Origin of the sequence: Photobacterium proteolyticum (assembly GCF_001939735.1) — a bacterium.
GTDB classification, from domain to species: Bacteria; Pseudomonadota; Gammaproteobacteria; order Enterobacterales; family Vibrionaceae; genus Photobacterium; species Photobacterium proteolyticum.
This window is the reverse complement of the sequence record NZ_MJIL01000087.1, coordinates 188,310-214,258: the sequence shown is the minus strand read 5'-3', so window position 1 is coordinate 214,258 and position 25,949 is coordinate 188,310. Positions and strand designations below refer to the sequence as shown.

Genomic DNA, 25,949 nt, shown 5'->3' with positions numbered 1-25,949 from the left:
TAGGTATACCTTAACGACTTAATATTAAAGGAGGCGTTTGCCTCCTTTTCTTATATGGGCTGCAATAATGTCAACTTGCCCGACTCGAGTGCCAGTAACTGCAGTGTCATATCTTGACCGTAGCGGCAATTAGTTTGCTGGTGGTTGTCTCCCTGAACCCGGTGACAGGGGATAATAATAGGGATCGGGTTGACGTTCCTGGCCATGCCGATGGCCTGCACCGCTGCGGGTTGGTGAATTTTATCGGCAATTTGCTGGTAAGAGAGGCATGTGCCAAACGGGATTTCGGTGATTGCTTGCCAGACTTGTTGTTGAAAGGATGTGCCTTGGGGGGCGAGGGAAAGGGTGAAGGTTTTGCGTTGTCCTTGAAGGTATTCCTTGAGCTGGGAGGTGAATTGTTGCATGAATTCCGGACTGTGTTCCCAGCTGGAATCAGGGCAAAAGCCACCGCTCCCTACTGTTAGTTGCCTGAGCCCCTGGTTGTCTGCAAGTAAATAGATTTTTCCTAATACCGTATCAAGGTAGTCATAATACATAATCAATCACTGTCATTTGAAGAATTACTACTTGGCGGAAGCGCTAGCTGATCCAATCATAGCTCAGAAAACCGTATACAAGTTGGCTTTGCGGGCAAAATGTTATGCTGGTCATTCATTTATGAAATGACTAAAAGTATGTTGTCGGCACGATGCGTGTGGTAACGTTTTATTATTGGGCCCTAATCTAAGGTGAGGTACTGTTGTTTCATTCAATTATTAATCGTTCTCCGAGCATCACGGTGGATGAGCTTAAGGTACGACTTATCACCACCAGGGATGCTCCCTTGATTGCTGCCTACTATCAAAGGAACAGGGCATTTCTGCAGCCTTGGGAGCCGCTACGCGAGGAGGCTTTCTTCACCGAGGCAGGCTGGGATAAGCGCCTCGGTCAGCTTGCGGAGCTACATAAGCACAAACTGGCTTATTATTTTATTATCGTGAAACCGGGGTCTGATGATATCTGCGGAGTGATCAACTACAGCAATTTGGTCAGACATCCGTTCTTTGCCTGCCATGTCGGCTACTCACTTGATGAGCGCTGCCAGGGGCAAGGAATAATGCGGAAAACGCTTGAGGCAACGGTGGAGTGGATGTTCGAGCAGCAGCATTTCCATCGGGTCATGGCTGCCTATATGCCGAGGAATCAAAAAAGTGCTGCGGTGCTCGATGCTGCCGGCTTTAGAAAAGAAGGTGAGGCGAAGGACTACTTGTTGATTAATGGCCGTTGGGAAGACCATGTTCTGACCTCGCGCATTAACCCCAACTGGATCCCGCCTAAGCAGTAACCGCTTGCGACAGGAATAATCCCACCTGGTTTCATTATCTGAAAGGGTGGGGACCACATACAGCTATCGCGTGCGTGTGGTCCTGTTCCCTCCCCATAAAGGGGAGGGGGCGAACACGGTTGGCAGAGTTTATTCTACTGTCAGAATACGCATGTTGTTGGTCGAGCCAACAATATCCATTTCGTCACCTTGAGTGATGATGACCAGATCGCCTTCTGTCAGGTAGTTTTGCTCTTTCAGTACCGCGATGGCATGTTTTGCAGCCGCCAGTCCGGCATCGCTGTCACGATCGAAATAGATCGGGGTAACACCTCGGTATAGGGCAGAGCGGTTTAGCGTGCTTTCGTTGCGTGACATAGCATAGATAGGCAAACCAGATGATATACGTGACATCATCAGCGGTGTACGGCCTGATTCCGTCATGGTAATCATCGCCTTGACACCTTCCATGTGGTTGGCTGCATACATGGTAGACATGGCAATGGTTTCTTCCGACGAGGCAAACGTACGGGCCAGGCGATGGTTAGACACGTTAATACTTGGCTCTTTCTCGGCACCGACACACACGCTTGCCATTGCCTTGACAGTTTCTTCCGGGTATTGGCCTGCTGCGGTTTCGGCTGACAACATTACCGCATCTGTCCCGTCAAGCACGGCGTTCGCTACGTCCATGACCTCTGCACGTGTTGGCATAGGACTGGTGATCATTGACTCCATCATCTGTGTGGCTGTGATCACAGTACGGTTCAGGCTGCGAGCGCGGCGGATCAGTTTCTTCTGGACGCCGACAAGTTCCGGGTCGCCAATCTCTACACCGAGATCACCACGTGCAACCATTACGGCATCGGAAGCCATGATGATGTCATCCATTGCCTCGGTAGTCGCAACGGACTCGGCACGTTCCACCTTGGCCACCAGTTTCGCTTCCAGACCTGCCTCAGTCGCCAGCAGGCGGGCGTATTTCATGTCTTCGCCGTTGCGCGGGAAAGAAACGGCCAGATAGTCAACTTTCATTGCCGCAGCGGTTACGATATCGGCTTTGTCTTTGTCGGTCAGCGCCTCGGCAGACAGACCGCCGCCTTTTTTGTTGATGCCCTTGTTGTTGGACAACGGACCGCCTACAGTTACCTCGGTATGAACTTTGTTACCATCTACGGTTGTCACTCGTAGTTGAACACGGCCATCGTCAAGGAGCAGGATATCGCCCGGGATAACGTCCTTGGGTAATTCCTTATAGTCCAGACCAACGGCTTGCTGATTGCCTTCGCCTTTTGGCAGGTCGCTGTCGAGGGTAAAAGCATCGCCGATGGCCAGCTCGATTTTGTCATCTTTGAAAGTAGAAACCCGGATTTTCGGACCTTGAAGATCGCCAAGGATCGCGACATGTTTACCAAGCTTCGCGGCAATTTCACGTACAGTTTTAGTCCGCTGGATATGATCCTCAGGACTACCATGCGAGAAGTTCATTCGAACGACGTTGGCACCGGCTGCGATAATTTTCTCTAGATTGTTATCGCGATCAGTCGCAGGACCCAGGGTCGTCACGATTTTTGTACGTCTTAGCCTTTCAGACATTGGAAACTCCATCTTTATGTTGTGGAAGACAATGAAACGATGATTTTTAGATAATCAAGCCACATTGAATGTGGATGAAACTTTACTACACGATAGCGCTTTACGGCGCTGTTCTCAATCAAGTATTTGTAAGAAACTACCAAGTCAAGATGAAAAGTTTATGAATAAATTTTCATTGTCATTCAAGTTGTTGTGTTTGCTTCCCGGGGCCGTAAGAATTACCAGTTAGGCCGTTTTGGCGTGAACTGATGCCATTCACACGGGCTTACGGGGGGATTGCTGAACTGTAATAAGTGTAGTGTGTTGCTCGTTGAGTTGAAGGACGTGCTGGTTTTCTGGGGAGCAGGATGAATAAAAAAGCATGAGCCGGTTTCGGCTCATGCTTTTAGGGTATGCAGGCTGGTGGAGTTATGCAGCCGTTACGCGATGCCTTCTTTCGAGAAACGTGAGTCCTTCAGGGACTCTTTCACTCGCTTGAGGTTTTCGCGAAATCCGGCGCCTCGGCGTAGAGTAAAGCCGGTCGCCAGCACATCAATGACAGTCATCTGAACCACTCGGCTAGCCATTGGCATGTAGATGTCAGTATCTTCCGGTACATCAAGACAGATAGAGAGCGAGCACTCACGATCCAGTGGCGAGTCTTTGGCTGTAATACCAATTACTGTTGCACCGTTCTCACGTGCCATACGCGCGATTTCTACCAGGCTCTTTGTGCGACCGGTATGCGAAATCATCACAACCACATCGCCGTCAGTGCAGTTGATTACACTCATGCGTTGCATAACAATATCATCGAAACAGACGATAGGAATGTTAAAGCGGAAGAACTTATTCTGGGCATCGTGGGCAACAGAAGCCGAGGCGCCGAGCCCGAAGAAAGAAATTTTCTTCGCTTGGGTCAGCAAGTCAACGGCACGGTTAACCTGCATCGGATCAAGGCTATTTTTGGCAACATCCAGGCAAGCCATGGTTGATTCAAAAATTTTCGATGTATAGGCGTCTGGCCCGTCGTCTTCTTCAACGTTACGATTAACGTAAGGTGTTCCGTTTGCAAGGCTTTGTGCGAGGTGCAGTTTAAAGTCCGGAAAACCTTTGGTATCAAGGCGACGGCAAAAACGGTTCACGGTAGGCTCACTGACATCAGCCATTTTGGCCAGTGTCGCAATACTGGAGTGAATCGCTGTCTGTGGTGACGCGATGATTACTTCAGCAACCTTACGTTCGGATTTGCTGAAGTTATCTAAGTTCTTTTGAATTTTCTCTAGGGTATTCATAGCGATTACCGCGCTTCGTTACTGAATTTCATTAGAGGCCTTCATGGGTTCACGAAGCCAATTTGGTGAAACTATACTACTTTTTATGGATATGCTCCTAGCAAATCGATGAATATAGCTTTTACTTTTTATTATAGTTTGACAGGGATCGAATTTTTCCTTTCAGTTCTGAAAAATTTTTTTAGCAAAATGCCTGTTATGCGCGAATTATGCGGGGATTTGTGTTGTTTATTTTCATTTGTAAGGAATTAATTTACAGATCGAAATAAATAACCGTAGTTATTTTATGTCTTTTGTTGCATTTGAAGAGGGAACGATGATGAGGGTGAGTATATGCGGCTGCGGGTGGCTCGGATTGCCTCTGGCAAAGCATTTGGTCCAAATTGGCTATGAGACATATGGTAGCAGCCGGGATCGGAACCGGATTAGCCAGCTCGCAGCAGCAGGCATTCATGGTGTTGAATTATCGCTTCCGATCGAAAACCCACAGGCTGAAAGCTGTGATGGAAGACAGGGTCAATATGCTGACTTTTTCAATACAGACGTATTAGTTATCAATGTACCGCCCGGTCGGGGCGAAGACGCAGATGCTGCATTTGTAGCGAAGATAAAAAGCTTGTCGGCTGCCGCTCAGGCATATGGCTGCAAGCGGATAGTATTCATCAGTACAACCTCCGTTTATGGCAGCGTAGCAGGAGAGATTACGGAATCTACGGCACCTGTGCCGGACACTGCGAGCGGCAAGGCGCACCGGTTACTTGAACAGTGGCTTCATGAGCAGTGGGGGGAAGAGGTTGTTGTCCTACGGCTTGCGGGCTTGATTGGTCCGGATCGTCATCCGGTGAAATTCCTGTCAGGCCGCACAGCGTTGGCTAATGGTGCTGAGCCTGTGAATCTGGTGCATCTTGATGATTGTATCCAGGCAATCAGCTGCGCAATTGCGTGCTGGCCAACTCAGCCAGTGTTGCATCTGGCTGCGCCGAGTCATCCTTCCCGGCAAGCCTATTATACCAAAATGGCGATGCTGGCAGGTTTGCCTTTGCCTGATTTTGCACCTTCGGTTGTAGTGCAGGGAAAGGAGATCAACGCAGAGCAGACATTCGCTGTATTAGGGCTAGAGGTGACACATCCCGATCTGATGGCGATGAGTCCCGAGTACGACTGATGCAACATAGTGTTGGCGTGATTTATACCCAAGCTACCTCAAGATGCTCGTTTCAGCGAGAATTACTTGGCTTGTAGGCTAGGCACCGATTTGAAAATCTAGTAGCTCTAAATTAATAATCGGTAACAACGCATAGAAGCCAAGTAAACTCGCCCATTGGGAGTGAGCCAGCGTGCCCATTTCTGTGTCAAATAACGTTGAAAGGGACTACCATTCCTACCGTTACTTTCCTTGAACCGGCTCGCTGGTCTCACTCTGAATCCTGCATCTTGAGGTGGCTTGGGTATACTAGAAATTACGCAAAAAAAAAGCGCTGAGAAAAGGCTCAGCGCAACATTCCATTATATGAATAGGAGTTTAAGCAGCAGTGGCAATCAATAATTACCAGCTTGAGATATGACCTTACATATACAGAGCCGATAACATTAATCTTACTTAATATGACTGTGCCAATTCAGTAAGGTTCAAAAAAAATCAAAAAAAAGTATCGGCTTCCTATAAGCGCTTTATTTACTTACAGTTAGTGTGATTTATGGTCAGAATTGAATTTGCTCAGATGTAATTGCTAGCGTGATTATTAATACATATCAGGCTAGCTTCTGTCTTAATTGCAAGAAGTGGGTAAAAAGTGAGAACGATGGTCGTATTTCAAGCTTGCTCAATAAGCAAAAAAAAGCCCGCTGAAAATTCAGCGGGTTAAATCCTTAACACAATTAGGAGTTTAGCAGCAGTGGCATTGTTGATTAATGAAAAGTGTTGGTTAACTCTCCATTAATGTGAATGTCATTAGTTATGACTGGCATAAAAAGGAATGGTTCAAAAAAAGATTAATTTTTTTGTTTTTTAATAGAGCTAAAACTCAATAGCAACCGGGAATAGTAGTAGTTAAGAGCAGTACAGTGTTTGCCGGGAGCATAACTGCAACGATGCCAGTTTTATACCCAAGCTACCTCAAGATGCAGGATTCAGAGTGAGACCAGCGAGCCGGTTCAAGGAAAATGACGGTAGGAATGTATTCCCTTTCAACGTTATTTGACACAGAAATGGGCGTCGGAATGCCGAACCAACTGGCTCACTCCCAAAGGGCGAGTTCCAGTTCTTTTAAGTAGATAGGGGCTTCTATGCGTTGTTACCGATTATTAATTTAGAGCCACTAGATTTTCTAATCGATGCCTAGCCTGCGCGGCACGGCCACAACCCAAGTAATTCTCGCTGAAACGAGCATCTTGAGGTAGCTTGGGTATATATCACGATGTATAAAAAAAGCCCGCTGAAAGTCAGCGGGCAAAGGCTCTATTTACACAATTAGGAGTTTAGCAGCAGTGGCATTTTTAGATTAAAGAAAGAAGGCTTGCTTGGCGGCCAGCTAACAAAATAAGGTGTCTTTAATCTCAATGTCACTATATATGACTGATCATTTTTGCGTTGGTTCCTTAAATTTCGAAAAATCTATCATTTTTTTATAAGTGTCTGATTTGAAGTTTTTTACATCGCGGAGTGACAGGCTGAGAAACTGTGGGAAGGAGCGATGTTACTAGCTACCAAGGTTTCCATATATAAGGTTTCTAGGTCACAAGGTGGGGCGGAGCTGTGTTGTGCTCATTTCTAGCAGTGATGGGGGGGAGGGAAATTAGGTTGTAGCCTCTGAACGTTCAGTTCGGTTATGGTGATCGGCTGCCAGAATAAAGAAAGCCCATCTCCATTAGGGGACGGGCTTTGAAGAAAGTCTTCTAAGAAAAAGCAGTGGCATAATATATGACCCACGATCTGTTTTTTTGTTCCCGTCAAATGGCATTTTTTCTCATTATTTTTTCTCTGCTGCCCAAGTAATTATGCCTTCAACATTCTGGTAGTCTATTAGTTGTTGATTTAACAAGTATTTAACCTGGATGGGTGTGGTACTTCTCTTTTCTCATTCTACAAAAATTGGCGATCAGCGTCACAGACTGGCCGATTCACGTGGGGTTTGAGCCCCAAATGACTCATTCGAATTTATTTGTGTCTTGTTAAAAATATTAATGAGATGTAAAGTTTAAACATGTGTTTAATACAGGTGAATGAAAATGGCGGGAAAAGGAGAAACCAAGAGCCGTATCCTTGATGCGGCAGAGCTGTTGTTTGCTGAACATGGCTTCAAGGAAACGTCATTGCGTACCATAACCAGCAAGGCAGGTGTTAACCTGGCTTCGGTAAATTATCATTACGGTGATAAGAAAACCTTGGTCAGAGCGGTGCTGAGCCGTTATCTGGAAGAGTTTATGCCTGCCCTGAAAGCCGAGCTGGAAGTGCTGCTGACACGTGATGATTTTTCAATGGAAGATGTCTTTCGTTGCGTGAAAACACCGTTGATCAACCTGAACGAGTACCGTCAGAAAGGCGCAACAATCTTCATGTCTCTTATCGGCCGGGGGTATACCGATGTTCAGGGACACCTACGCTGGTTCATTCTTACCCGCTATGAAGACGTGCTGCAATTGTTTACCACGGCAGTATGCCGCGCCAACCCCTCTTTGGATCCCGAAACCTTATTCTGGCGATTGCATTTCACCCTGGGAGCTTCTGTTTTCACCATGGCCTCGACAACCGCCTTGTGCGAAATTGCCGAAAGTGACTTCTCCCGCACGGTAACGACTGAAGACTTGATTGAACGACTGGTGCCTTATCTGGCTGCCGGCGTTGCTGCACCCATTGAACAACCGCTCTTGCTTGTGCAAGAAGAGCCGACAGGAACACGATAAGTGACATAAAACCAATAACGACAAATGAGACAAAAGGACCTGAAACATGAGCACGTTAACCAACATGCGAAAACGCTACCTCAGTGATCCCGCATTTAAGATGTTTAAGAAAGTACTGCCGCCACTATCTGATACCGAACGCGAGGCCATGGAGGCCGGAAGCGTATGGTGGGATGGGGAGCTATTCAGCGGTTCTCCCAACTGGAATACGTTGCTGAACTACCCGAAGCCATCGCTCAGCGATGAAGAGCAGGCTTTTATCGACACCAAGCTGAAAACCCTGCTTGATATGCTTGATGACTACCAGATTGTTCAGGAAGACCGAGACTTGCCGCCTGACGTCTGGGAATACTTGCGTAAAGAAAAGTTCTTCTCATTAATTATTGGTAAAGAGTACGGTGGGTTGAATTTTTCCGCCCACGCCAACTCAACAATTGTTACCAGTATCGCGACTCGTAGCCTGAGTGCCGCGGTGTGTGTCATGGTGCCGAACTCGCTCGGGCCAGGTGAACTGCTGTCTCATTACGGTACTAAGGATCAGAAAGACTACTGGTTGCCACGTCTTGCCCACGGTGATGATATTCCATGTTTTGCCCTCACCGGACCGGAAGCGGGTTCTGATGCCGGCGGTATCCCTGATAAGGGAGTGGTCTGTTATGGCGAATATCAAGGCGAGGAAGTGCTGGGTATCCGTGTGAGCTGGAACAAACGCTACATTACCTTAGCGCCTGTTGCTACCGTGCTCGGACTTGCCTTCAAGCTTCACGATCCGGATGGCCTGATTGGCAACAAGACTGATATCGGTATTACCTGTGCGCTGATCCCTGCAGATCACCCGGGAGTCGAAATCGGTGAGCGCCATGATCCCCTGAATCTTGCCTTTATGAATGGCCCGACTCGCGGAGAGGATGTTTTTATCCCGATGGATTGGGTCATTGGCGGTCAGGATTATGTCGGACGCGGCTGGCGAATGCTGGTGGAATGTCTGTCGGCTGGTCGCGGTATTTCATTACCGGCACTGGGGACTGCAGTTGGTCACCTGACGGCTAAAACAACCGGGGCGTACGCCTATGTGCGCAAGCAGTTCGGTATGTCGATTGGTAACTTTGAAGGGGTTGCCCAAGCCATGGGCCGTATCGGTGGCTATACCTATATGCTCGAAGCGTCCCGTACCCTGACAACCAGTTCGCTGGATATGGGGGAAAAACCGGGTATCGTCACTGCGATAGCCAAGTACCACATGACTGAAATGGCCAGGACAATCCTTAACGATGCCATGGATATCCATGCCGGGCGGGCAATTCAGCTGGGGCCGATGAACTACCTGGGCCATCATTATTTCGGCATGCCGGTGGCAATTACGGTTGAAGGGGCAAATATCCTGACACGCAACCTGATGATCTTCGGTCAGGGAGCAACCCGATGCCATCCGTATGTCCTGAGCGAAATGGAGGCTGCGGCTAACCCGGATGCCGAACAGGGAGCTAAAGAGTTCGATACGTTGCTGTCGAAGCATATCGGTTTTGCAATTGGTAATGTGTCGAAATCCCTGCTTAACGCTTTCAGCGGTTCCCGATTTAACCGATCACCGGTCAGCGGTGAAACGGCGGTTTACTACCGTCACTTGTCGCGGATGAGCCGGGCACTGGCCGTTGCCGCTGATTTTGCCATGCTGAGCCTGGGCGGTGAGCTGAAACGGCGCGAGCTGGTATCGGCGCGATTGGGCGATGTGCTTAGCCATTTATATTTGGCTTCGGCAACGTTGAAGCGGTTCGAAGACGAAGGTCGTCAGCAGGATGATTTGCCGATGGTACATTACGCGTTGCAGCATTGTCTGCACCAATGCGGTGTGGCCTTTGACGAAGTGCTGAGCAACTTCCCGCGTAAGGGCGTTGGTCGCCTGCTACGCACTTTGTTGTTCCCGCTGGGGATTCGCTACCAGGCGCCGAAAGATGAGATTACAGTGAAGATTGCCGAGCTGTTAATGACTCCCGGCGCACACCGTGAACGCTTGACCCATATGTGCTATGTCGGTGAGAAAGAAAACGATCCCGTAGCGATTATGGAACGTGCCTTTATTGCCATGCACGGTGTAAAGGATATTGAGCGTAAATTGGCCAAGGCAACCAAGTCTGGTGAGATCCCGCGCAAGGTTTCGTTAACAGAGAAATTACAAATTGCCTTGAGTGCGGGGATCGTCACAGATCAGGATGTCGAAAAAATGCACAATGCTGACCAGCTAAGACAGAAAGCGATTCAGGTTGATCACTTTGCTGCTGCTCAGTTTAAAAAAGGTAGTTTGCAACCGGGAAAGGCTGCCTAAGAGCGATTGCTCTCTAACGAACGATAAACCTGGTGTCTCCCATGTGCCACGCAATTGCGTGGCACTTTTTTATCTGCAGTTTTCCGATCTCCCGCAATAGCATGACGAACTTCCTCCCTTCTTTTTTCACTTTTTCGACGACTACAGAGAATAAAGTTTGGTGAAAAAATCGGCAGCATGAGTCGAAAAGTGGTGATCAACACCTCCAACCACTACCCTTTTTAGCGTTTACGCTCATAAATTTAATGCGAATTTGTCATTAACCTTTTATCCTACAGTCAACTATGTAAGGGAAGTTGAAAATGATCATCAAACCTAAAATTCGTGGATTTATTTGTACAACAACTCACCCGGTGGGTTGTGAAGAGAACGTAAAAGAGCAGATTGCTTACACCAAGGCTCAGGGCCCAATTGCTGATGCACCAAAGCGTGTACTTGTTGTGGGGTCTTCAAGCGGCTACGGCCTGTCTTCTCGTATTGCTGCAGCATTTGGCGGCGGTGCGGCGACCATTGGTGTGTTCTTTGAAAAACCAGGTACAGAGAAAAAGCCAGGTACAGCAGGTTGGTACAACTCAGCTGCATTCGACAAGTTAGCCAAAGAAGAAGGCCTTTACTCGAAAAGCCTGAACGGCGATGCTTTCTCTCACGAAGCAAAACAAAAAGTTATTGATCTGATTAAAGAAGATCTTGGTCAGATTGATATGGTGGTTTACTCACTGGCGTCTCCAGTGCGTAAGATGCCGGAAACCGGTGAAGTGGTTCGCTCTACCCTGAAACCTATGGGCGATACTTACACTGCAACAGCCGTTGATACAAACAAAGACGTGCTGATTGAAGCGAGCATTGAGCCTGCGAACGAGCAGGAAGTGGCTGACACAGTAACCGTAATGGGCGGCCAGGACTGGGAACTGTGGATTAATGCATTGTCAGAAGCTGGTGTACTGGCTGACGGCTGTAAAACTGTTGCCTACAGCTACATTGGTACTGAGATCACTTGGCCAATTTATTGGCACGGTGCGCTGGGTCAGGCGAAAATGGACCTAGACCGAGCAGCGACAGAGCTTAACAACAAGCTGTCTGCAACTGGCGGCGCGGCAAATGTTGCTGTACTGAAGAGTGTCGTCACTCAGGCAAGCTCTGCCATTCCGGTAATGCCACTGTATATCGCCATGGTATTTAAGAAAATGCGTGAAGAAGGCGTACACGAGGGCTGCATGGAGCAGATCCACCGTATGTTTACTCAGCGTTTATACAAGGCTGACGGTACAGCACCAGAAGTTGATGCAGAAAATCGTCTGCGTCTGGATGACTGGGAATTGCGTGAAGATATCCAGAAGCACTGCCGTGATCTGTGGCCAAATGTAACGAACGAAAACCTGTTTGAGGTTGCGGATTATCAGGAATACAAAGATGAATTCCTGAAGCTGTTCGGTTTCGGTATTGAGTCTGTAGACTACGATGCAGATGTAAACCCGCTGGTTGAGTTTGATGTAGAGAATATCTAATCAAGCTACCTTAGCCGGTAACACCAGAAAGACAAAAACCGCCCGAGGGCGGTTTTTTTATTGGATTAGCTAAAGAACAGGCTTAGTGCTTGGGTATGCGAATCACAAATGCCGCGCCCTCGATGCTGGCTGTTTCGACATGGATTGTGCCCTGATAGCTTTTGACGATCTCGTGGCAGACTGACAAGCCGATGCCCTGACCGGGGTTGAGCTGGTCGGCGCGGACTCCACGCTGGAAAATCGCCTCGCGCATCTCTTCGCACACACCCGGGCCGTCATCTTCAATCCGGATCATATAGCAATCATTATGTTCATCGACACATACCCGCACTTCACTAATACAGAAGCGGTAAGCGTTTTCGAGCAGATTGCCTAGCAGCTCCATCAGGTCGGTACGGTTGATCGGCAACTTGAGCTTAAGATCGAAAAAGTATCTGAGATTCACGTTCTTATCGTTGTAGACTTTGCTTAGCAAACGGCTGAAGCTGTCTACGGCTGGCTTTAGCTCGGTTTGATCTTTTTGCAGGCCTTGCTGGCCCATCATGGCGCGTTTGAGCTGGTACTGAACCAGTTCATCCATCTGGCTGATTTGCTCCATGATCCGCTGGTTGAGATCGGGACGGGCGATGTCCTTGTCATCCAGCAGGGCATTGGTGGCGGCCAGTCGTGTTTTTAGGCTGTGGGCCAGATCGTCCATCGCATGACGGTAGCGGCCCTTTTGGTCGTTACTGATCTGGATAAGTCGGTTTAGCGCCAGAGTAACGTCCTGAAGCTCCATCGGAAAATCATCATCAAGCTTGTTCCGCTTGGCTTCGGTCATCTGATCCAGCTGTGCCGCCAGTTTCCGCAGTGGCTGGAAGCTCCAGTGAAAGGCCGCAATCAGAAAAGCAATCGCAATCAGGACAAACAGCCCGAGGTAAAAGGTGGTGCGCTTGTGCAACTGGTTCAGTGATGACTGGTAGGACTCGCCCGAACGCAACACAACCAGCTGGTAGATATTACCGCCTTCACGGTCCCGGCTCATGTTGTAGGCAATATAGCTCTCGTCATTCGCCGTTTCGATTAAGGTCGGTACCGGAATATCATCCGGCAGCTCGCTACAGATGTTGCCGATGTTGGCTTCCTTGGCCTCGTCAGACAGCCAGATCGTATGATCTTTCATATCACAGACGACGGACATGTAGTCTGTATCGGAAGGATCGACAGAATCAATCCATTTATCAACATCCTTGATAAGACCTGCCCGGTTGAGCTGGGCTACCACCATCGGCATCTGCGCCACCAGTTCCGACGAATAGGCAGCCATGTAACTCTGGCTGTAGAGCTGATTGATCACGCCAGCCAGTGCCGAGGTGATCAGGACAATGATTGCCACCGAGGTAACCAGTACCCGGCGGCGTAGTCTTGGCTTCAGGATCTGACTCATTGAGCTTGCAACTCGAAAATATAGCCCTGGCCACGGATCGTCGAGATTGGGTTCTCCTGACCGTTGGTGGTGAATTTCTTGCGCAGGCGGCTGATCATCACCTCAATGGTGTTCGGATCGCCTTCCTGATCTTCATAAAGTACATCAAGCAGGCGCTGCTTAGATACCACTTGACGGCTGTGGCGCATCAGGTACTCCAGCAGATCATATTCAAAGGCGGTCAGCTCTAGCTGGGTCTCGCCGATGAACACTTGCTTGGCCAGCAAATCGACGCGGATTTCACCAGCAGTCATCTCGGGCTTAACAAACCCGGCGCTGCGGCGAACCAGGGCACTTAGGCGAGCAACCATTTCCTCTTTCTGGAATGGCTTGACCAGGTAGTCATCGGCGCCTGCTTCAAGGCCGGTCACTTTGTCTTGCCAGTTCGAGCGGGCTGTCAGGATCAGTATCGGTAACCGAAGTCCTTTTTTGCGGATATCTTTGATCAGGCTGATGCCGTCGCGATCCGGCAGGCCAATATCAACGATCGCAACGTCATTGGGGTAATTTTGGGCAAAGAACAGGCCTTCCTCTGCAGTGCCTGCACATTGTACCTGGTGGCCTAGTTCACTGAGCTGAGATTTTAGGTGATGACTGAGAATTGGGTCATCTTCGACGATAAGGATACGCATAATTCTGATTACCAAAAATAAAAGTATTAATTCAATATACTGAATACAAAAGGGACTGGCGAATATCGGGCTGATGAAATGTGTGCTCAAACCGCACTATTCGCTTAAAAATGCTTGTATTGGTATCACTATAGGTAAGAGGACTGAATAGACGCTGACTCGTCAATCATAATTCAGAGATTGCGAGTCAGTGTCTGGGACTGTTGTATCAGTCTAGCCGAGGATGATGATGAGGGTACCGGCTATGGTCAGCAGTACGTTGGCAATAGCATAGGTGCCGGCATAACCAAGGGCCGGAATGGTACTGCGGGCATGCTCGTTGATCATATCCATGGCAGGGGCACAGGTACGGGCACCGATGATGGCACCAAACAGCAATGCCCGGTTCATCTTCAGGATATAGGCACCGAACAGGTAGGCCAGTACGACCGGGATCACGCTAACCATCAAACTGGTCGCAAATACGGCCAGGCCGACCTGGGCCAGTGATTCGAACAGGTTGGAGCCGGCACTCAGACCGATACCCACCATAAATACCATGAGGCCGAGATCTTTGGTCATGTTCAGTGCGCCTTGCGGAACATAGCCGAAAGTCGGGTGGTTGGCCCTCAGGAAACCCAGGGTGATACCGGCGACCAGCAGGCCGGCTGCGCTACCCAGGCCGAATGCAATCTGGCCAAAGGTCATGGTGATAGTTCCTACCAACAAGCCAATGATGAAGAAGCAGCAGAAGGCAAGCAGATCGGCAATCTGGCTGTGTACCGAGATAAAACCGATACGTTCTGCCAGGCCGAGTACCCGACTTTTCTCACCGCTGACCTGCAGGATATCCCCTTTGTCGAGCAGAATATTGTGGTCCATTGGCATTTCGATCTGGGCGCGAACGACGCGGTTCAGGAAACAGCCGTATTCAGACAGGTTCAGATCAGACAAGCGCTTGCCGGCAATGCTGTCATTTTTAACCACGATCTCTTCTTCGACAATCCGCAGATCGAGCAGGTCACGGTCAAAGACCTCTTTCCCGTTTCGAAAGCTGGGATCCAGACGGGCATGGCTGTCCGGGTAGCCGACAAGGGCGATTTCATCGCCCTCTTGCAAAATGGCATCGCCGTCAGGGTTGGCCAGGATACCGTTACGGCGAACCCGCTCGATATAACAACCTGTTTGGCGGTAAATACCCAGCTCACGCAGGTTACGGCCGTCAATCCAGTTAATCAGCTCAGGACCGGCCCGGTAGGCACGGATAATCGGCAGATAGACCTTGCGCTGGCCGACTTCGCCAATGCCGCGTTCACGGGCGATTTGCTGTGAAGATTCGGCCAGATTTTGCTTCTGAAGTTTCGGCATCAGCTTGGCCAGTACGATAAGGCTCACCAGACCAACCAGATAGGACATGGCATAGCCGACGCTGAGGCTATCAACCATATGCTTGATCATGTTGCTGTCGATAATGCCTGACAGGCCGCTATTTAGCGCGTCTTTCGCACCTACCAGGACCGGGGTGGCTGTCAGAGATCCGGCCATCAAACCGGTGGCTAATCCCAGCTCAAGATTGAGGTAGTTAGCCATGCTCATGGTGATGGCAATCGCTGAAAGCAGCACGACCAGTGTCAGCATTAGATAATGCTTGCCGTCGCGGAAGAAGATGCCGAAAAAGTTCGGCCCGGCTTCGATACCGACGCAGAAAATAAACAGCATAAAGCCGATATTCAGGGACTCGGCATTGAACGTAAACCCGGCATTGCCAAAGAGTAATGCCGTGAGCAGCACACCGATGGAATTACCGATTTGAAGGTTGGCGATTCGGAGTTTTCCGACACTGAGACCAACGGCGAGTACAACAAAAAGCAACAGAATATCATTCTGATGGAGAAGGGCGGCTACATCAATGTTCACAACAACATTTTCCGGTGAAGAAAGACAGCAACAAGAGTGGTGGAATTCTAGCTGATTTTAGGCGACGGTTATACTGAAAAATCGCATATCAGCACAATAAATCACAAAAAAAGGCTGAATAGTCAGCCTTTTTTAAGTGTTTGTTAAAACTAGGTTTTACTGGAAAAGACCCAAGTTTTCTTTTGCGTATGCTTCAAATTCAGTGCAGCCGCCGACATGTTCCTGGTCGATGAAGATCTGAGGAACGGTTTCTACTGGTTTTCCGACTGTTTTTTCAAGATCAGCCTTGCTGATGCCCTCGGCGTGGATGTCGACATAACGGTAGTTGAAGTCTTCACGATCTTCTTTCAGCGTGTCTGCCAGCTCTTTGGCACGAACACAGAATGGGCAGCCCGGACGACCGAAAATAACAACGAACATAATCTCTCTCCTTTATTCTGATGCGGTAACTATATCGTGACTGGATGTGATGAGAAAGTGGGATTTATCTCTTGCTGTGATAGATAAAACCGATTGATAGCGAGTTTTCGCTAGCAAGGGTGAAAAAGGCGGAATCGAACGAAGTGTGATGAGGTAGTGATTATGGCTGACAAGTACCACGTTCTCGGCAAAATGTTGCTCAGAATCAACATTGCACTCCGTCTAGCGGGCACACTCGATGATAATGAAATAATTCAATAGTGTAATGGAGTGCCTATGTTCCAGTTTATGACGTCTACTCGGATCATATTCGGAGAAGGAGCCCTGAATAATTCACTGTCCTCGCTCAATCAGTTTGGCTATAGCGTCTTGCTGGTGACCGGCAGAGACAGCCAGCGGGCCGATCCTGTGATTAGTTATCTCAAGCAGCAAAATATGCGCTATCAGCAGGTTGCTGTTCATGGCGAGCCTCTGATAGCCATGATCGAAGAAATGGCCGCGATGGGACGGAAGTTCCGACCGGATATGGTGCTGGCGATTGGTGGTGGTAGTGTGCTGGATGCCGGTAAGGCGCTGGCGGCGATGATCCCGAACCAGGGCAGCGTTTATGATTATGTCGAGGTAGTCGGGCGAAACGTACCGTTGCAGGCCAAACCCATTCCGTTTATTGCGGTTCCGACCACTGCCGGAACCGGCTCGGAAGTCAGCAAGAATGCGGTGCTCCGGTCGGCCCAGGAAAACGTCAAGGTCAGCCTGCGAAGCCCGGAGATGCTGGCTGATCTGGCGATAGTCGACCCGACGCTTACCTATGGGATGGATCCGGTTATGTCGGGTTGTTGCGGGATGGATGCCTTCAGTCACTTGATGGAAGCCTATGTGTGCGGAGAGCCTAACCCGTTGACCGATATGGTGTGTGAAGAAGGGCTGCGGCGCCTGTCCGGGGCGATCCTTGCGGCCAGCGAGGATGATGATCCACGCGCTCGTGCTGATATGTCGTTTGCGGCCATGCTGGGCGGAATGGCATTGGCAAACGCCAAACTGGGTGCTGCCCACGGGCTTGCCTCTGCACTTGGTGGGCGTCTTAATGCGCCCCATGGCTTGATCACCGCTCAGTTGTCTCCCTACGTGATGCAGGAAAATGTACTGGCAGCCAGAGAAGCCGGCAGGGCAGATGTACTCAACCGTTATCGTCAGCTTGCGTGTATCCTGACGGGGAGGATGAATGCCGAAATCATCGACGGCATTTTGTGGACCAAGCGTACCCTGAAACGGTTGAATCTCCCCCCAATTTCGGAATACGGTCTGTGCGATGTCATGTTCAATGACGTTGCCGAAGATGCGCTGTTATCGAATGCGATCAAAGGCAATCCGCTACCATTAAATAAGGAGCGCCTATTAAGCATCCTAGAGCAAATATGTAACTGTTGTCCCAACAAGCGGTCACCTGAACTTGATTCTGCTGACAAGTTGGATAATTAACCGGCAGACTTGGTTCCATCTTGACAGAAGCTTAATGATAGAGACGGTGAATTTGTGTTACATTGCGCAGCAATTTTAAATAATCTCAAGTGTGATAAGGATATCCATGAATCAGACCATCGAGACTATTCTCCAGCACCGTTCAATCCGTAAGTTTACGGAGCAGGCTATTTCTGCTCAGCAGTTATCGGCAATTCTTGACTGTGCGATTGCGGCCTCATCGTCTAGTTTCATTCAGTGTGTCAGTATTGTTCGGATTACCGAAACTGACAAACGCGAGCAATTGGTCGAATTTGCCGGTGGTCAGCCCTATGTTGCCTCGGCAGCCGAGTTTTTGGTGTTTTGCGCTGACTTCCAGCGTCATCAGCAAATTCATCCCGAGGCGCAACTGGGGTTTACGGAGCAGACTCTGATTGGCGCGGTGGATGCCGCGCTGATGGCGCAAAATGCCATGGTGGCAGCCGAGTCTCTGGGGTTAGGCGGGGTGTATATAGGCGGAATTCGTAACAATCCTGAAGGCGTTTCGAAATTATTGTCACTTCCGCACCACGTGATCCCATTATTTGGATTATGCTTGGGATATCCGGCACAACATCCAGAATTGAAGCCTAGATTGCCTCAATCAATGATTGTTCACCAAAATAGCTATCAGGCCGAGCTTGATAGCGTACAGCTGGCGCATTATGACAATGAGGTACGTGAGTATTATCGAACCCGTACTGGTGGTAACAAAGAGACTTCGTGGTCTGAGCAAATTACGGCAACCTTGAATAAAGAAGCTCGACCATTTATGAAGGAATTTATCAATACTAAAGGCTTTAGTGTTAAATAATAACAAGATAGAACTAAAAGACTCAATTTGAGTCCAATATACTAATTAGCGTATATGCTTAGGTGCTGATCGATCCATTCAGCCACACTTTTTGGCGTTGGCTGGGGATGTCGCAGCCAATCGCCGAGAGTGATTATTTATTATCTGTTGGTCGATTTAATCAATATTGTGCTTTGCAAATTTTAACAGCGGAATGAGATATGAAACAATTTGGGAAAGCGGCCTGTATTATATGCCTGGCCGCTTTACTGAGTGCTTGCCAAAGCACACCAGAGGGTGGAGAAGGAGTTTCATCTCAGATACATACCGAAAATCTCTTTCAGGGAGCCCTGAAAGCGCACCAGATCTGGCTAAAAAAGCTGGAGGGCACCGAACAGCTGAAAGTCTATTCACCCGATAAATATGCCTTAATGATGTCGAGCTGGGAAAAGGCGGATTCAATTTTCCAGGAATTTAAAGACTCGCCAGAGATGGCATCCAAAAGCTATTCGCTGTTTTCATCATCGACCTACCTTGATCGCTTTTATGAAGAGGTCATCGTGCTGGAGCAGACCTTAAAGGAACTCGAGCACTTAAAACGTGTGGCGGATGATGTTCTCGAGCCTGCAATCACTCAGCTGGATTATTTGAACTCGATCGATGCCCGTCAGTATTATCGCAGTGAGTATGTCAGGCTGACCCGGTTTTACGCCAAGTTATTCCGCTTGGTGGAAAACAGTGAATTAAGCGATGCCAAAGAAGAGCAGGAAGAATTTCTAGAGCGTGCGCATAGTTTGGAAATACGGACAATTAAGAAGATCTATATTTCTCCCCAGGAAGATGCGCTGCGAAAGCTGCGGCGTGAAGATGTTAAATATTATGCGCCTGTGAGTTATGCCAGAGTCGAGGCGGAGATTTTGAAAAGTAAGGAGCTGATTGAACGAGCCCCCAGAGCCTTTGATGATATAAAGCGAATTGTTTCTGAAATTCAGTTCGAACTTGCCCATGCCAAGCATATAGCACTGGAAGTAAAAGCACTTCGTGATCGAAGCAAAGATGAATACGAGAACTTTATCCTTGATATCGAGACCAAGCTGTTGCAAATATCCATGGCACTCAATGGCAGTGATCTGAGGGATCAGTCGCTAAAGAAACAGGCCGAGCAGATTAAGGGCGAGGTGACGAATGCAAGTCAGTTATATGCCGCTTCGCAAAAGGCTGGTGGTGTTCAGAAAGATGATGAGCAGCTTGCCGCCCTAACGGCATTGGTGACCGCTCAGCAGAAACAGATTAAGCAGCTTAAGGCACGTCTCATGGGTAACCCCGACAGCTTGCCGGCAGCCAATGCTGAGCAGCTTGCAGCAGGAACAGGCTCTCTGGAGCTGAATACTTCAACTGAAGATGTACCGGAGAGGCTGAAGTCGGGGCGTACAGTCAGTCAGTAATACACGAGATATCGGTCGTTGTGTCTGAAGCATAAGGCACGTTAGCCGGGATAAATGATCTTTAGAGCAGAAAAGCAGCCACTGGCTGCTTTTTTTGTGGGTTTTTATTGTATAAATAAATGCTGAATCTACGATGAGATGTTTTTGTAATGTAAATCAGATAATTATACTGAAAAAGCCTTTTGCATCTATCAAGGTATGTGAATTTGGTTACATTTAAACACAATAAACCGAGTCAAAAATTACAAAAAAACTTTACATATTTAGCCCATAATTCCACTTTTTTTGAGTTTGACTAAGAAATGAGCTGAAATTGGATTGATTTGCCCTCCGTCATCCTTTAGAATTCGCCGCGCATCAAAAGTGCACCCATTTTTTAATTTTTATCACATTTTTTGAATTACTCCTGTAGGGGAACTAAATGTCTACGAAACTAGCTAACCCAGCGCCTCTTGGCCTTATGGGTTTTGGTATGACCACTATCCTTTTGAATATCCACAATGCGGGCTTCTTCCCGATTGATTCTATGATCCTGGCGATGGGTATTTTCTATGGTGGTATTAGCCAAGTGATCGTAGGCACAATGTGCTTTAAACGTGGTGATACGTTTGGTACAACAGCATTTACTTCTTACGGCCTGTTCTGGCTGACGCTGGTTGGTCTGATTGTTATGCCTTACATGGGTCTGCCTGCAAGCCCTGCAAGTTTCATGGGTTGGTACCTGCTACTTTGGGGTGTCTTCACGGGTTTCATGTTCATTGGCTCTCTATGTTACCCACGTGCTAAGCAGTTTGTATTCGGTTCCCTGACTGTGTTGTTCTTCCTGTTGGCTGCTCGTGATTTCACAGGTAGCGAACTGATTGGTACTATCGCTGGTTTCGAAGGTATCATCTGTGGTGCAAGTGCAATCTACTTCGCGATGGCTCAAGTACTGAACAATGAGTACGGCCGTACAATCCTACCGGTTGGCGAACTGAAAAAAGAGAAAGCAAGCCTGAAAGCAGCTGCTTAATCTGACAGAATTTGTAAAAAACCTCGCTCCGGCGAGGTTTTTTTATGCCTGCGATTTGTAACCGGTTGTCGGGGCGCAAGGGAACGATGGTGTGGATGAAATTGGTATAAGCTTATGATTAGTATTTTCTGAGCAAAAGGGTGGGGACAATGGCGCAACGTTACGCAGCGTTAATGGGCGCATTGGTTGCCGATGCCGCCAGCATGGGAACACACTGGATATACTCTCCCGAGCGGATCAAGCAGCTGACAGCCATGCCGCATTTTCCTTTTATCGAGCCAAATGCCAAACACTACGAAGGGGTGGACGGTTATTATGCCCATGACAAGTTAACCGCTGGCGAGTTAACGGCTTATGGAGAATGGCTGGCACTGTATATTCGCTTGCTGGGCGGCTCTGATACCGGGACTCATGCTATCCAGCAGCAGATCCTCGAGTATTTCGGACCGGGCGGTGAGTTTATTGGTTATATCGATAGCCCGACCAAGGCGCTGTTGCTGACCTTGTTCTCACTGCCGCCGGAAGATTGGCCCGAAGATTCGGGGAGTGAAGACGACCAGAATCCGGCCCTGTGCTCGGTGCCGGCACTGGTGGCACTGAAAATGCCCTCTGAACAGCTTGAACAGGAGATTGAGCGCATTGTCGGTATTACCCACCAGAACGAGATAGCGCTTGTATGTGCCAAGGCCTTTGCCAGTGCCCTCAACGAGGCGTTACGCTCAAGGCGGATGGAGCCTGTGCTCAATGTGCTCAAGGTGAAAGCGCCGGAAGTTATCCGAGACAAGATAGAGCAGGTCAGGCTGCTCAGCGGAGATGTGAATGACTTGAGCCATGTTCTGGCCATTGTTAACCAGGCTTGCCACCTTGCTGACAGCCTGCCGATGGCTGCCTGGATACTGCAAAATAGCGAGAGTTATACCGAGGCTGTTCTTAAGAATATCCAGGTTTCGGGTGATACCTGCGGCCGCGGGATCCTGGTTGGTGCGCTGGCCGGAGCCTGCTACGGTTTTGGTGACGAGAAGGGGATCCCAATCTCTTGGGTAACAACCCTGCAGTGTGGCGAAGCGCTGGCAGAAGATATCGAACAGCTGTTGAAGGTTTCGAGTGCCGAGTCGTAAGTAAAGAAGTTAAGGTAAGAAAAAAGCTACCCAGTGGGTAGCTTTTACTACATAGCTTCCAAGTTATTTAACGAGAAAGGGCACTTTCTCGAAACTCGTCACTCAAAACGCCTAACTGCTTAGCAGATAACCTTGATAGCCAGGCCGCCCTGAGAGGTCTCACGGTACTTGGCGTTCATGTCCTTACCTGTCTCAAGCATGGTTTCGATAACCTTGTCCAGAGAAACGCGAGGCTCAGAGGCACGGCGCAGTGCCATGCGAGATGCATTGATTGCTTTAACCGCTGCAATACCGTTACGCTCGATACATGGTACCTGTACCTGGCCGGCAACCGGGTCACATGTCAGACCAAGGTTGTGCTCCATAGCAATTTCTGCGGCCATACATACTTGCTCAGGGCTACCGCCCATCAGCTCAGCAAGGCCGGCAGCTGCCATTGAACATGCCACACCAACTTCACCCTGACAGCCTACTTCGGCACCCGAGATAGAAGCGTTGCGCTTGTATAGGCCACCAATTGCACCAGAAGCGGCGAAGTAGCGAGTGTACTCTTTCGGTCCGACAGACTGGATGAACTTGTCGTAGTACGCCAGTACCGCAGGGATGATACCGCACGCACCATTGGTTGGCGCTGTCACGACACGGCCGCCAGCCGCATTTTCTTCGTTGACAGCGAAAGCGTACATGTTAACCCAATCAACCACTGTCATTGGGTCATTGCTCAGCTTCTCGGTTGTCATCAGCTGCTGGCGTAGTGCTGCTGCACGGCGAGGAACACGTAGTGGACCCGGCAGAATGCCTTCTTCGCTCATACCGCGTTCCATACACTCACGCATGGTCTTCCAGATGTTGGCGAAGTAGGTGTTAATTTCTTCCTCGGCATTCATCGCGCGTTCGTTAGCCATTACCAGAGAGCTGATAGACAGGCCGCTTTCTTTACATTGCTCAACCAGCTCTTCAGCCATGGTGTACATATAAGGAACTTTTACGCTTGATTCTGCTGCTTTGCCGAAGTTTTCTTCATCAACGATAAAGCCACCGCCAATGGAGTAATACGTTTTCGTATAGGCTTCTTCGTCACCAATCCATGCGTTGATGGTCATGCCGTTTTCGTGCAAAGGAAGGTTGGTAGTATGGAAGTTCATACCGCCGTCACGAGGGAAATCTACAGTGTGGCAGTGCATGCCAACAGGAAGGCGCTCGGTTTCTTCAACACGAGAGATAAAGCCTGGGATACTATCGATATCAACATGCTCCGGGCTGTTGCCCGCAAGTCCCATAATGATAGCGATATCTGTGTGGTGACCTTTACCGGTAAGAGAAAGTGAACCATAAACGTCAACGGTAATTTTAGTTACATCACGTAATTTGCCCATTGAGCGCAGGTCGTCAATAAACTCCTTACCTGCTTTCATCGGACCAACCGTGTGCGAACTGGAAGGGCCCACACCAATTTTGTAGATATCAAAAACACTGATCATGCGAATTACCTCAGTCGGTAGGAAGCGCTCTTGCCTCCGGCCAAGACTGTCATCGTATTAAACTCTCGCCCCTTCCTTGGCGAGATCACTAGAAAAACAAAAGAGCAGTCGGCACACGCTTCCTGCTCTTTGGTGTCATATATTCTACCCGAATTGCTTGAGAAGACTATGCGTTGTGGCACATTTTCTCAGACAGCTAAGCTGGTAGTCCATATTAATCACAACAAGTGTGATGCTCTCTTAGAATGCGCCGTAGATTACAGAAGTAATTGCCGCGATACCACAAAGAGCTGTGAAAATCTGTACTGGTGCAGATGTTTTGTACTTAGCCATAGCTGGTACTTTGTACATTGCGAATACAGGCATCAGGAACAGGATTGCAGCAATCATTGGTGCACCCATAGTTTCAATCATGCCCAGGATGCTTGGGTTGATAACCGCAACGATCCAAGTAGTTACTACGATGAAACCTAGAGAGATTTTCTCAATCTTCTTAACAGGCATGTCTGAGCTAGACTTAGCCAGGCCAACAAGACCTTCGTGCGCACCCAGGAAGTGACCGAAGTAGCTTGATGTAATTGCAGCGAATGCAACCAGTGGACCAAGCAGAGAAATCAGCGGAGACTCGTGAACGTTAGCAAGGTAAGACAGAACACTGATGTTTTGTGATTTTGCTGTTGCTAGCTGCTCTGGAGACAGAGACAGAACAACAGAGAATACGAAGAACATTACAAAGCCCATCAGCATCATTGCTGCGCCGCCAGTGATCATGTCAGTTTTCTTCGCTGCATCTTCACCGTATACACGACGCTGTTCTTTAGAGAACTGGCTGATGATTGGGCTGTGGTTGAAAGAGAATACGATGATTGGAATTGCTAGCCAGATAATAGCAGGCATTGCACTCCAGTCAGGGCTTACCGATACCATTGATGTGTTCCAATCAGGGATCAGGTATACAGACAGTGCAAGCAGGATGAATACCAGTGGGTATACCATTGCAGAGGTGGCTTTAAGCATTAGCTCTTTGCCGAAGACAACACCTGCAGTCATCGCAACGATCAGGCCGCCAGACAGAAGCCAGCGTGGAACAGATTCCATGCCCATCTGGTTAACCATGAAAGAATCAACCGTGTTGGTAATACCAACGCCGTAGATTAGAACGATTGGGTAGATGGCGAAGAAGTAAGCAAAAGTGATGATGTTTGCGCCAGCTTTACCAAAGTGTTCTTCAACAGTATCGGTGATGTCAGCTTCTGGGTTTTTAGCAGAAAGAACAAAACGAGCCAAGCTCTTGTGTGCGAACCAAGTCATTGGTGCTGCAATCAGGGCTAGGATAACCAGTGGCCAGAAACCGCCGGCACCGGCTTTAATCGGAAGGAAAAGTACACCGGCACCTACAGCGGTACCGAATAGTGAAAGGGCCCAAGTAAAATCTTTATACGTCCATTTTGCTTTAGCCGTTGAAGCTACTGCTGTGTTGGAAGTGGTATGCATGGTTATATACCTAAGTTAAATTACGGAACGGAAATTAGGAACGGCGCGCATTTTGAGGATTTATAGAAGGAAAACTTTGATCGAGATCCCGTTATGTAATGGGTACAAATTGCAATACAATTAAAGGTGATCTTGATCACAAAGGATGTTGCGGGCAGGTTAGGGAAAATGATGTGTTAGAAGTGGGTTTATTAATACCAGAGCTGTTTTGATAACAATCGGATCATCTGGGCAGTCGCCCCCCAAATAGCATAATCACCGTATGGAATTGCATAAATATTGTGTTTTATGCCGTCGATAGTAAATTTCTCAGTGCGCATATTCACCGGATTTAATAGGTGTCTGATAGGCACTTCAAACAGGTCGTCAACCTCGTTTGGGTCCAGGTCTGGCCTGTAGTTTGGGGAGATGATCGACAAGTACGGCGTAACGATATAGCCACTGATTGTCGGCAAAGAAGGAAGCTGTCCCAATATGCGCTCTCTGTTGCATAAAATTCCAGTTTCTTCTTTGGTTTCCCGGATGGCAGTTTCAATTAAATCAGTATCTTGTGATTCATATCCGCCACCAGGAAAGGCAATCTGGCCTGGGTGGTGTTTTAAATGGCTGGCGCGACGTGTCAGAACAACGTTAAAACTATTTTGACGGGGAACAAGAGGGATCATAACCGCTGCTCGCTTAAAGGAGCCGGACGCAGATACATGCTGTCTAACCCGAGCCGAGTGGCTTTGGTCATAGCTGGTCTGTGGGGCTAGCAGAAAACGCGCTAGCAATTGTTGCTGATAGTTCATA

At 48.6% G+C, this 25,949-nt stretch carries 20 protein-coding genes; 10 read left to right on the top strand and 10 right to left on the bottom strand.

Going from position 1 to position 25,949, the window contains the following annotated elements:
- Window positions 1–50: 50 nt before the first annotated feature.
- Window positions 51–536: a methylated-DNA--[protein]-cysteine S-methyltransferase gene (locus BIT28_RS19070; RefSeq protein WP_075766525.1), complete on the bottom strand. Its 486-nt coding sequence runs from the start codon at window positions 534–536 to the stop codon at window positions 51–53.
- A 203-nt stretch (window positions 537–739) separates the two neighbouring features.
- Here BIT28_RS19070 and rimJ point away from each other — a divergent pair, with 203 nt between their 5' ends.
- Window positions 740–1,324 (top strand): ribosomal protein S5-alanine N-acetyltransferase, encoded by a 585-nt coding sequence (rimJ, locus tag BIT28_RS19065; RefSeq protein WP_075766524.1) that lies wholly within the window; start codon window positions 740–742, stop codon window positions 1,322–1,324.
- Window positions 1,325–1,453: 129 nt separating this feature from the next.
- Here rimJ and pyk read toward each other — a convergent pair whose 3' ends face one another.
- A complete protein-coding gene (gene pyk, locus BIT28_RS19060) occupies window positions 1,454–2,899 on the bottom strand; it encodes a pyruvate kinase (protein WP_075766523.1) in 1,446 nt (481 codons plus the stop codon).
- Window positions 2,900–3,318: 419 nt separating this feature from the next.
- Window positions 3,319–4,173, bottom strand: coding sequence for a MurR/RpiR family transcriptional regulator (locus BIT28_RS19055; protein ID WP_075766522.1), 855 nt, complete (start codon window positions 4,171–4,173; stop codon window positions 3,319–3,321).
- 286 nt (window positions 4,174–4,459) lie between these two features.
- Between BIT28_RS19055 and BIT28_RS19050 the strand changes: the two genes are divergently transcribed.
- The 4 genes from BIT28_RS19050 to fabV all read left to right on the top strand — a co-directional run bounded on the left by BIT28_RS19050 (window position 4,460) and on the right by fabV (window position 11,904).
- Window positions 4,460–5,338: an SDR family oxidoreductase gene (locus tag BIT28_RS19050; RefSeq protein ID WP_245823779.1), complete on the top strand. Its 879-nt coding sequence runs from the start codon at window positions 4,460–4,462 to the stop codon at window positions 5,336–5,338.
- Window positions 5,339–7,401: 2,063 nt separating this feature from the next.
- A complete protein-coding gene (gene psrA / locus BIT28_RS19045; RefSeq protein ID WP_075766520.1) occupies window positions 7,402–8,076 on the top strand; it encodes a TetR family transcriptional repressor PsrA in 675 nt (224 codons plus the stop codon).
- 46 nt (window positions 8,077–8,122) lie between these two features.
- On the top strand, window positions 8,123–10,399 hold the full coding sequence (locus tag BIT28_RS19040) for an acyl-CoA dehydrogenase (protein ID WP_075766519.1): 2,277 nt from the start codon (window positions 8,123–8,125) through the stop codon (window positions 10,397–10,399).
- Window positions 10,400–10,701: 302 nt separating this feature from the next.
- On the top strand, window positions 10,702–11,904 hold the full coding sequence (gene fabV / locus BIT28_RS19035; protein WP_075766518.1) for an enoyl-ACP reductase FabV: 1,203 nt from the start codon (window positions 10,702–10,704) through the stop codon (window positions 11,902–11,904).
- An 82-nt stretch (window positions 11,905–11,986) separates the two neighbouring features.
- On the opposite strand, the gene BIT28_RS19030 is transcribed toward fabV, so the two are convergent.
- From BIT28_RS19030 to BIT28_RS19015, 4 genes are all read right to left on the bottom strand, one after another.
- Window positions 11,987–13,330 (bottom strand): ATP-binding protein, encoded by a 1,344-nt coding sequence (locus BIT28_RS19030; RefSeq protein WP_075766517.1) that lies wholly within the window; start codon window positions 13,328–13,330, stop codon window positions 11,987–11,989.
- Window positions 13,327–14,001: a response regulator gene (locus BIT28_RS19025; RefSeq protein ID WP_075766516.1), complete on the bottom strand. Its 675-nt coding sequence runs from the start codon at window positions 13,999–14,001 to the stop codon at window positions 13,327–13,329. Before BIT28_RS19025 ends, BIT28_RS19030 begins: the two co-directional genes overlap by 4 nt.
- A gap of 213 nt (window positions 14,002–14,214) precedes the next feature.
- Window positions 14,215–15,897 (bottom strand): aspartate:alanine antiporter, encoded by a 1,683-nt coding sequence (locus tag BIT28_RS19020; RefSeq protein ID WP_075766515.1) that lies wholly within the window; start codon window positions 15,895–15,897, stop codon window positions 14,215–14,217.
- A 156-nt stretch (window positions 15,898–16,053) separates the two neighbouring features.
- Window positions 16,054–16,317, bottom strand: a complete 264-nt coding sequence (locus tag BIT28_RS19015) for a GrxA family glutaredoxin (protein ID WP_075766514.1) — start codon at window positions 16,315–16,317, stop codon at window positions 16,054–16,056.
- Window positions 16,318–16,593: 276 nt separating this feature from the next.
- On the opposite strand from BIT28_RS19015, the gene BIT28_RS19010 reads away from it, so the two are divergent.
- The 5 genes from BIT28_RS19010 (at window position 16,594) to BIT28_RS18990 (ending at window position 22,182) form a co-directional block, all read left to right on the top strand.
- Window positions 16,594–17,796 carry an iron-containing alcohol dehydrogenase gene (locus BIT28_RS19010; RefSeq protein ID WP_075766513.1) on the top strand — a complete coding sequence of 401 codons (1,203 nt, stop codon included), beginning with the start codon at window positions 16,594–16,596 and terminating at the stop codon, window positions 17,794–17,796.
- A 106-nt stretch (window positions 17,797–17,902) separates the two neighbouring features.
- Complete coding sequence (gene nfsA / locus BIT28_RS19005; RefSeq protein WP_075766512.1) at window positions 17,903–18,628, top strand: oxygen-insensitive NADPH nitroreductase; 726 nt, start codon at window positions 17,903–17,905, stop codon at window positions 18,626–18,628.
- A 200-nt stretch (window positions 18,629–18,828) separates the two neighbouring features.
- Entirely contained in the window at window positions 18,829–20,052 is a 1,224-nt protein-coding gene (locus BIT28_RS19000) for a coiled-coil domain-containing protein (protein ID WP_075766511.1), read from the top strand.
- Window positions 20,053–20,473: 421 nt separating this feature from the next.
- Window positions 20,474–21,064, top strand: a complete 591-nt coding sequence (locus BIT28_RS18995) for an acetate uptake transporter (protein WP_075766510.1) — start codon at window positions 20,474–20,476, stop codon at window positions 21,062–21,064.
- Between the two features lie 149 nt (window positions 21,065–21,213).
- Window positions 21,214–22,182 carry an ADP-ribosylglycohydrolase family protein gene (locus tag BIT28_RS18990; RefSeq protein WP_075766509.1) on the top strand — a complete coding sequence of 323 codons (969 nt, stop codon included), beginning with the start codon at window positions 21,214–21,216 and terminating at the stop codon, window positions 22,180–22,182.
- A 119-nt stretch (window positions 22,183–22,301) separates the two neighbouring features.
- Here BIT28_RS18990 and BIT28_RS18985 read toward each other — a convergent pair whose 3' ends face one another.
- The 3 genes from BIT28_RS18985 to BIT28_RS18975 form a co-directional block, all read right to left on the bottom strand.
- Complete coding sequence (locus BIT28_RS18985) at window positions 22,302–23,663, bottom strand: L-serine ammonia-lyase (RefSeq protein WP_075766508.1); 1,362 nt, start codon at window positions 23,661–23,663, stop codon at window positions 22,302–22,304.
- A gap of 240 nt (window positions 23,664–23,903) precedes the next feature.
- On the bottom strand, window positions 23,904–25,157 hold the full coding sequence (locus tag BIT28_RS18980; RefSeq protein ID WP_075766507.1) for an aromatic amino acid transport family protein: 1,254 nt from the start codon (window positions 25,155–25,157) through the stop codon (window positions 23,904–23,906).
- Between the two features lie 191 nt (window positions 25,158–25,348).
- Entirely contained in the window at window positions 25,349–25,948 is a 600-nt protein-coding gene (locus BIT28_RS18975; RefSeq protein ID WP_075766506.1) for a CoA pyrophosphatase, read from the bottom strand.
- Window position 25,949 lies beyond the last annotated feature (1 nt).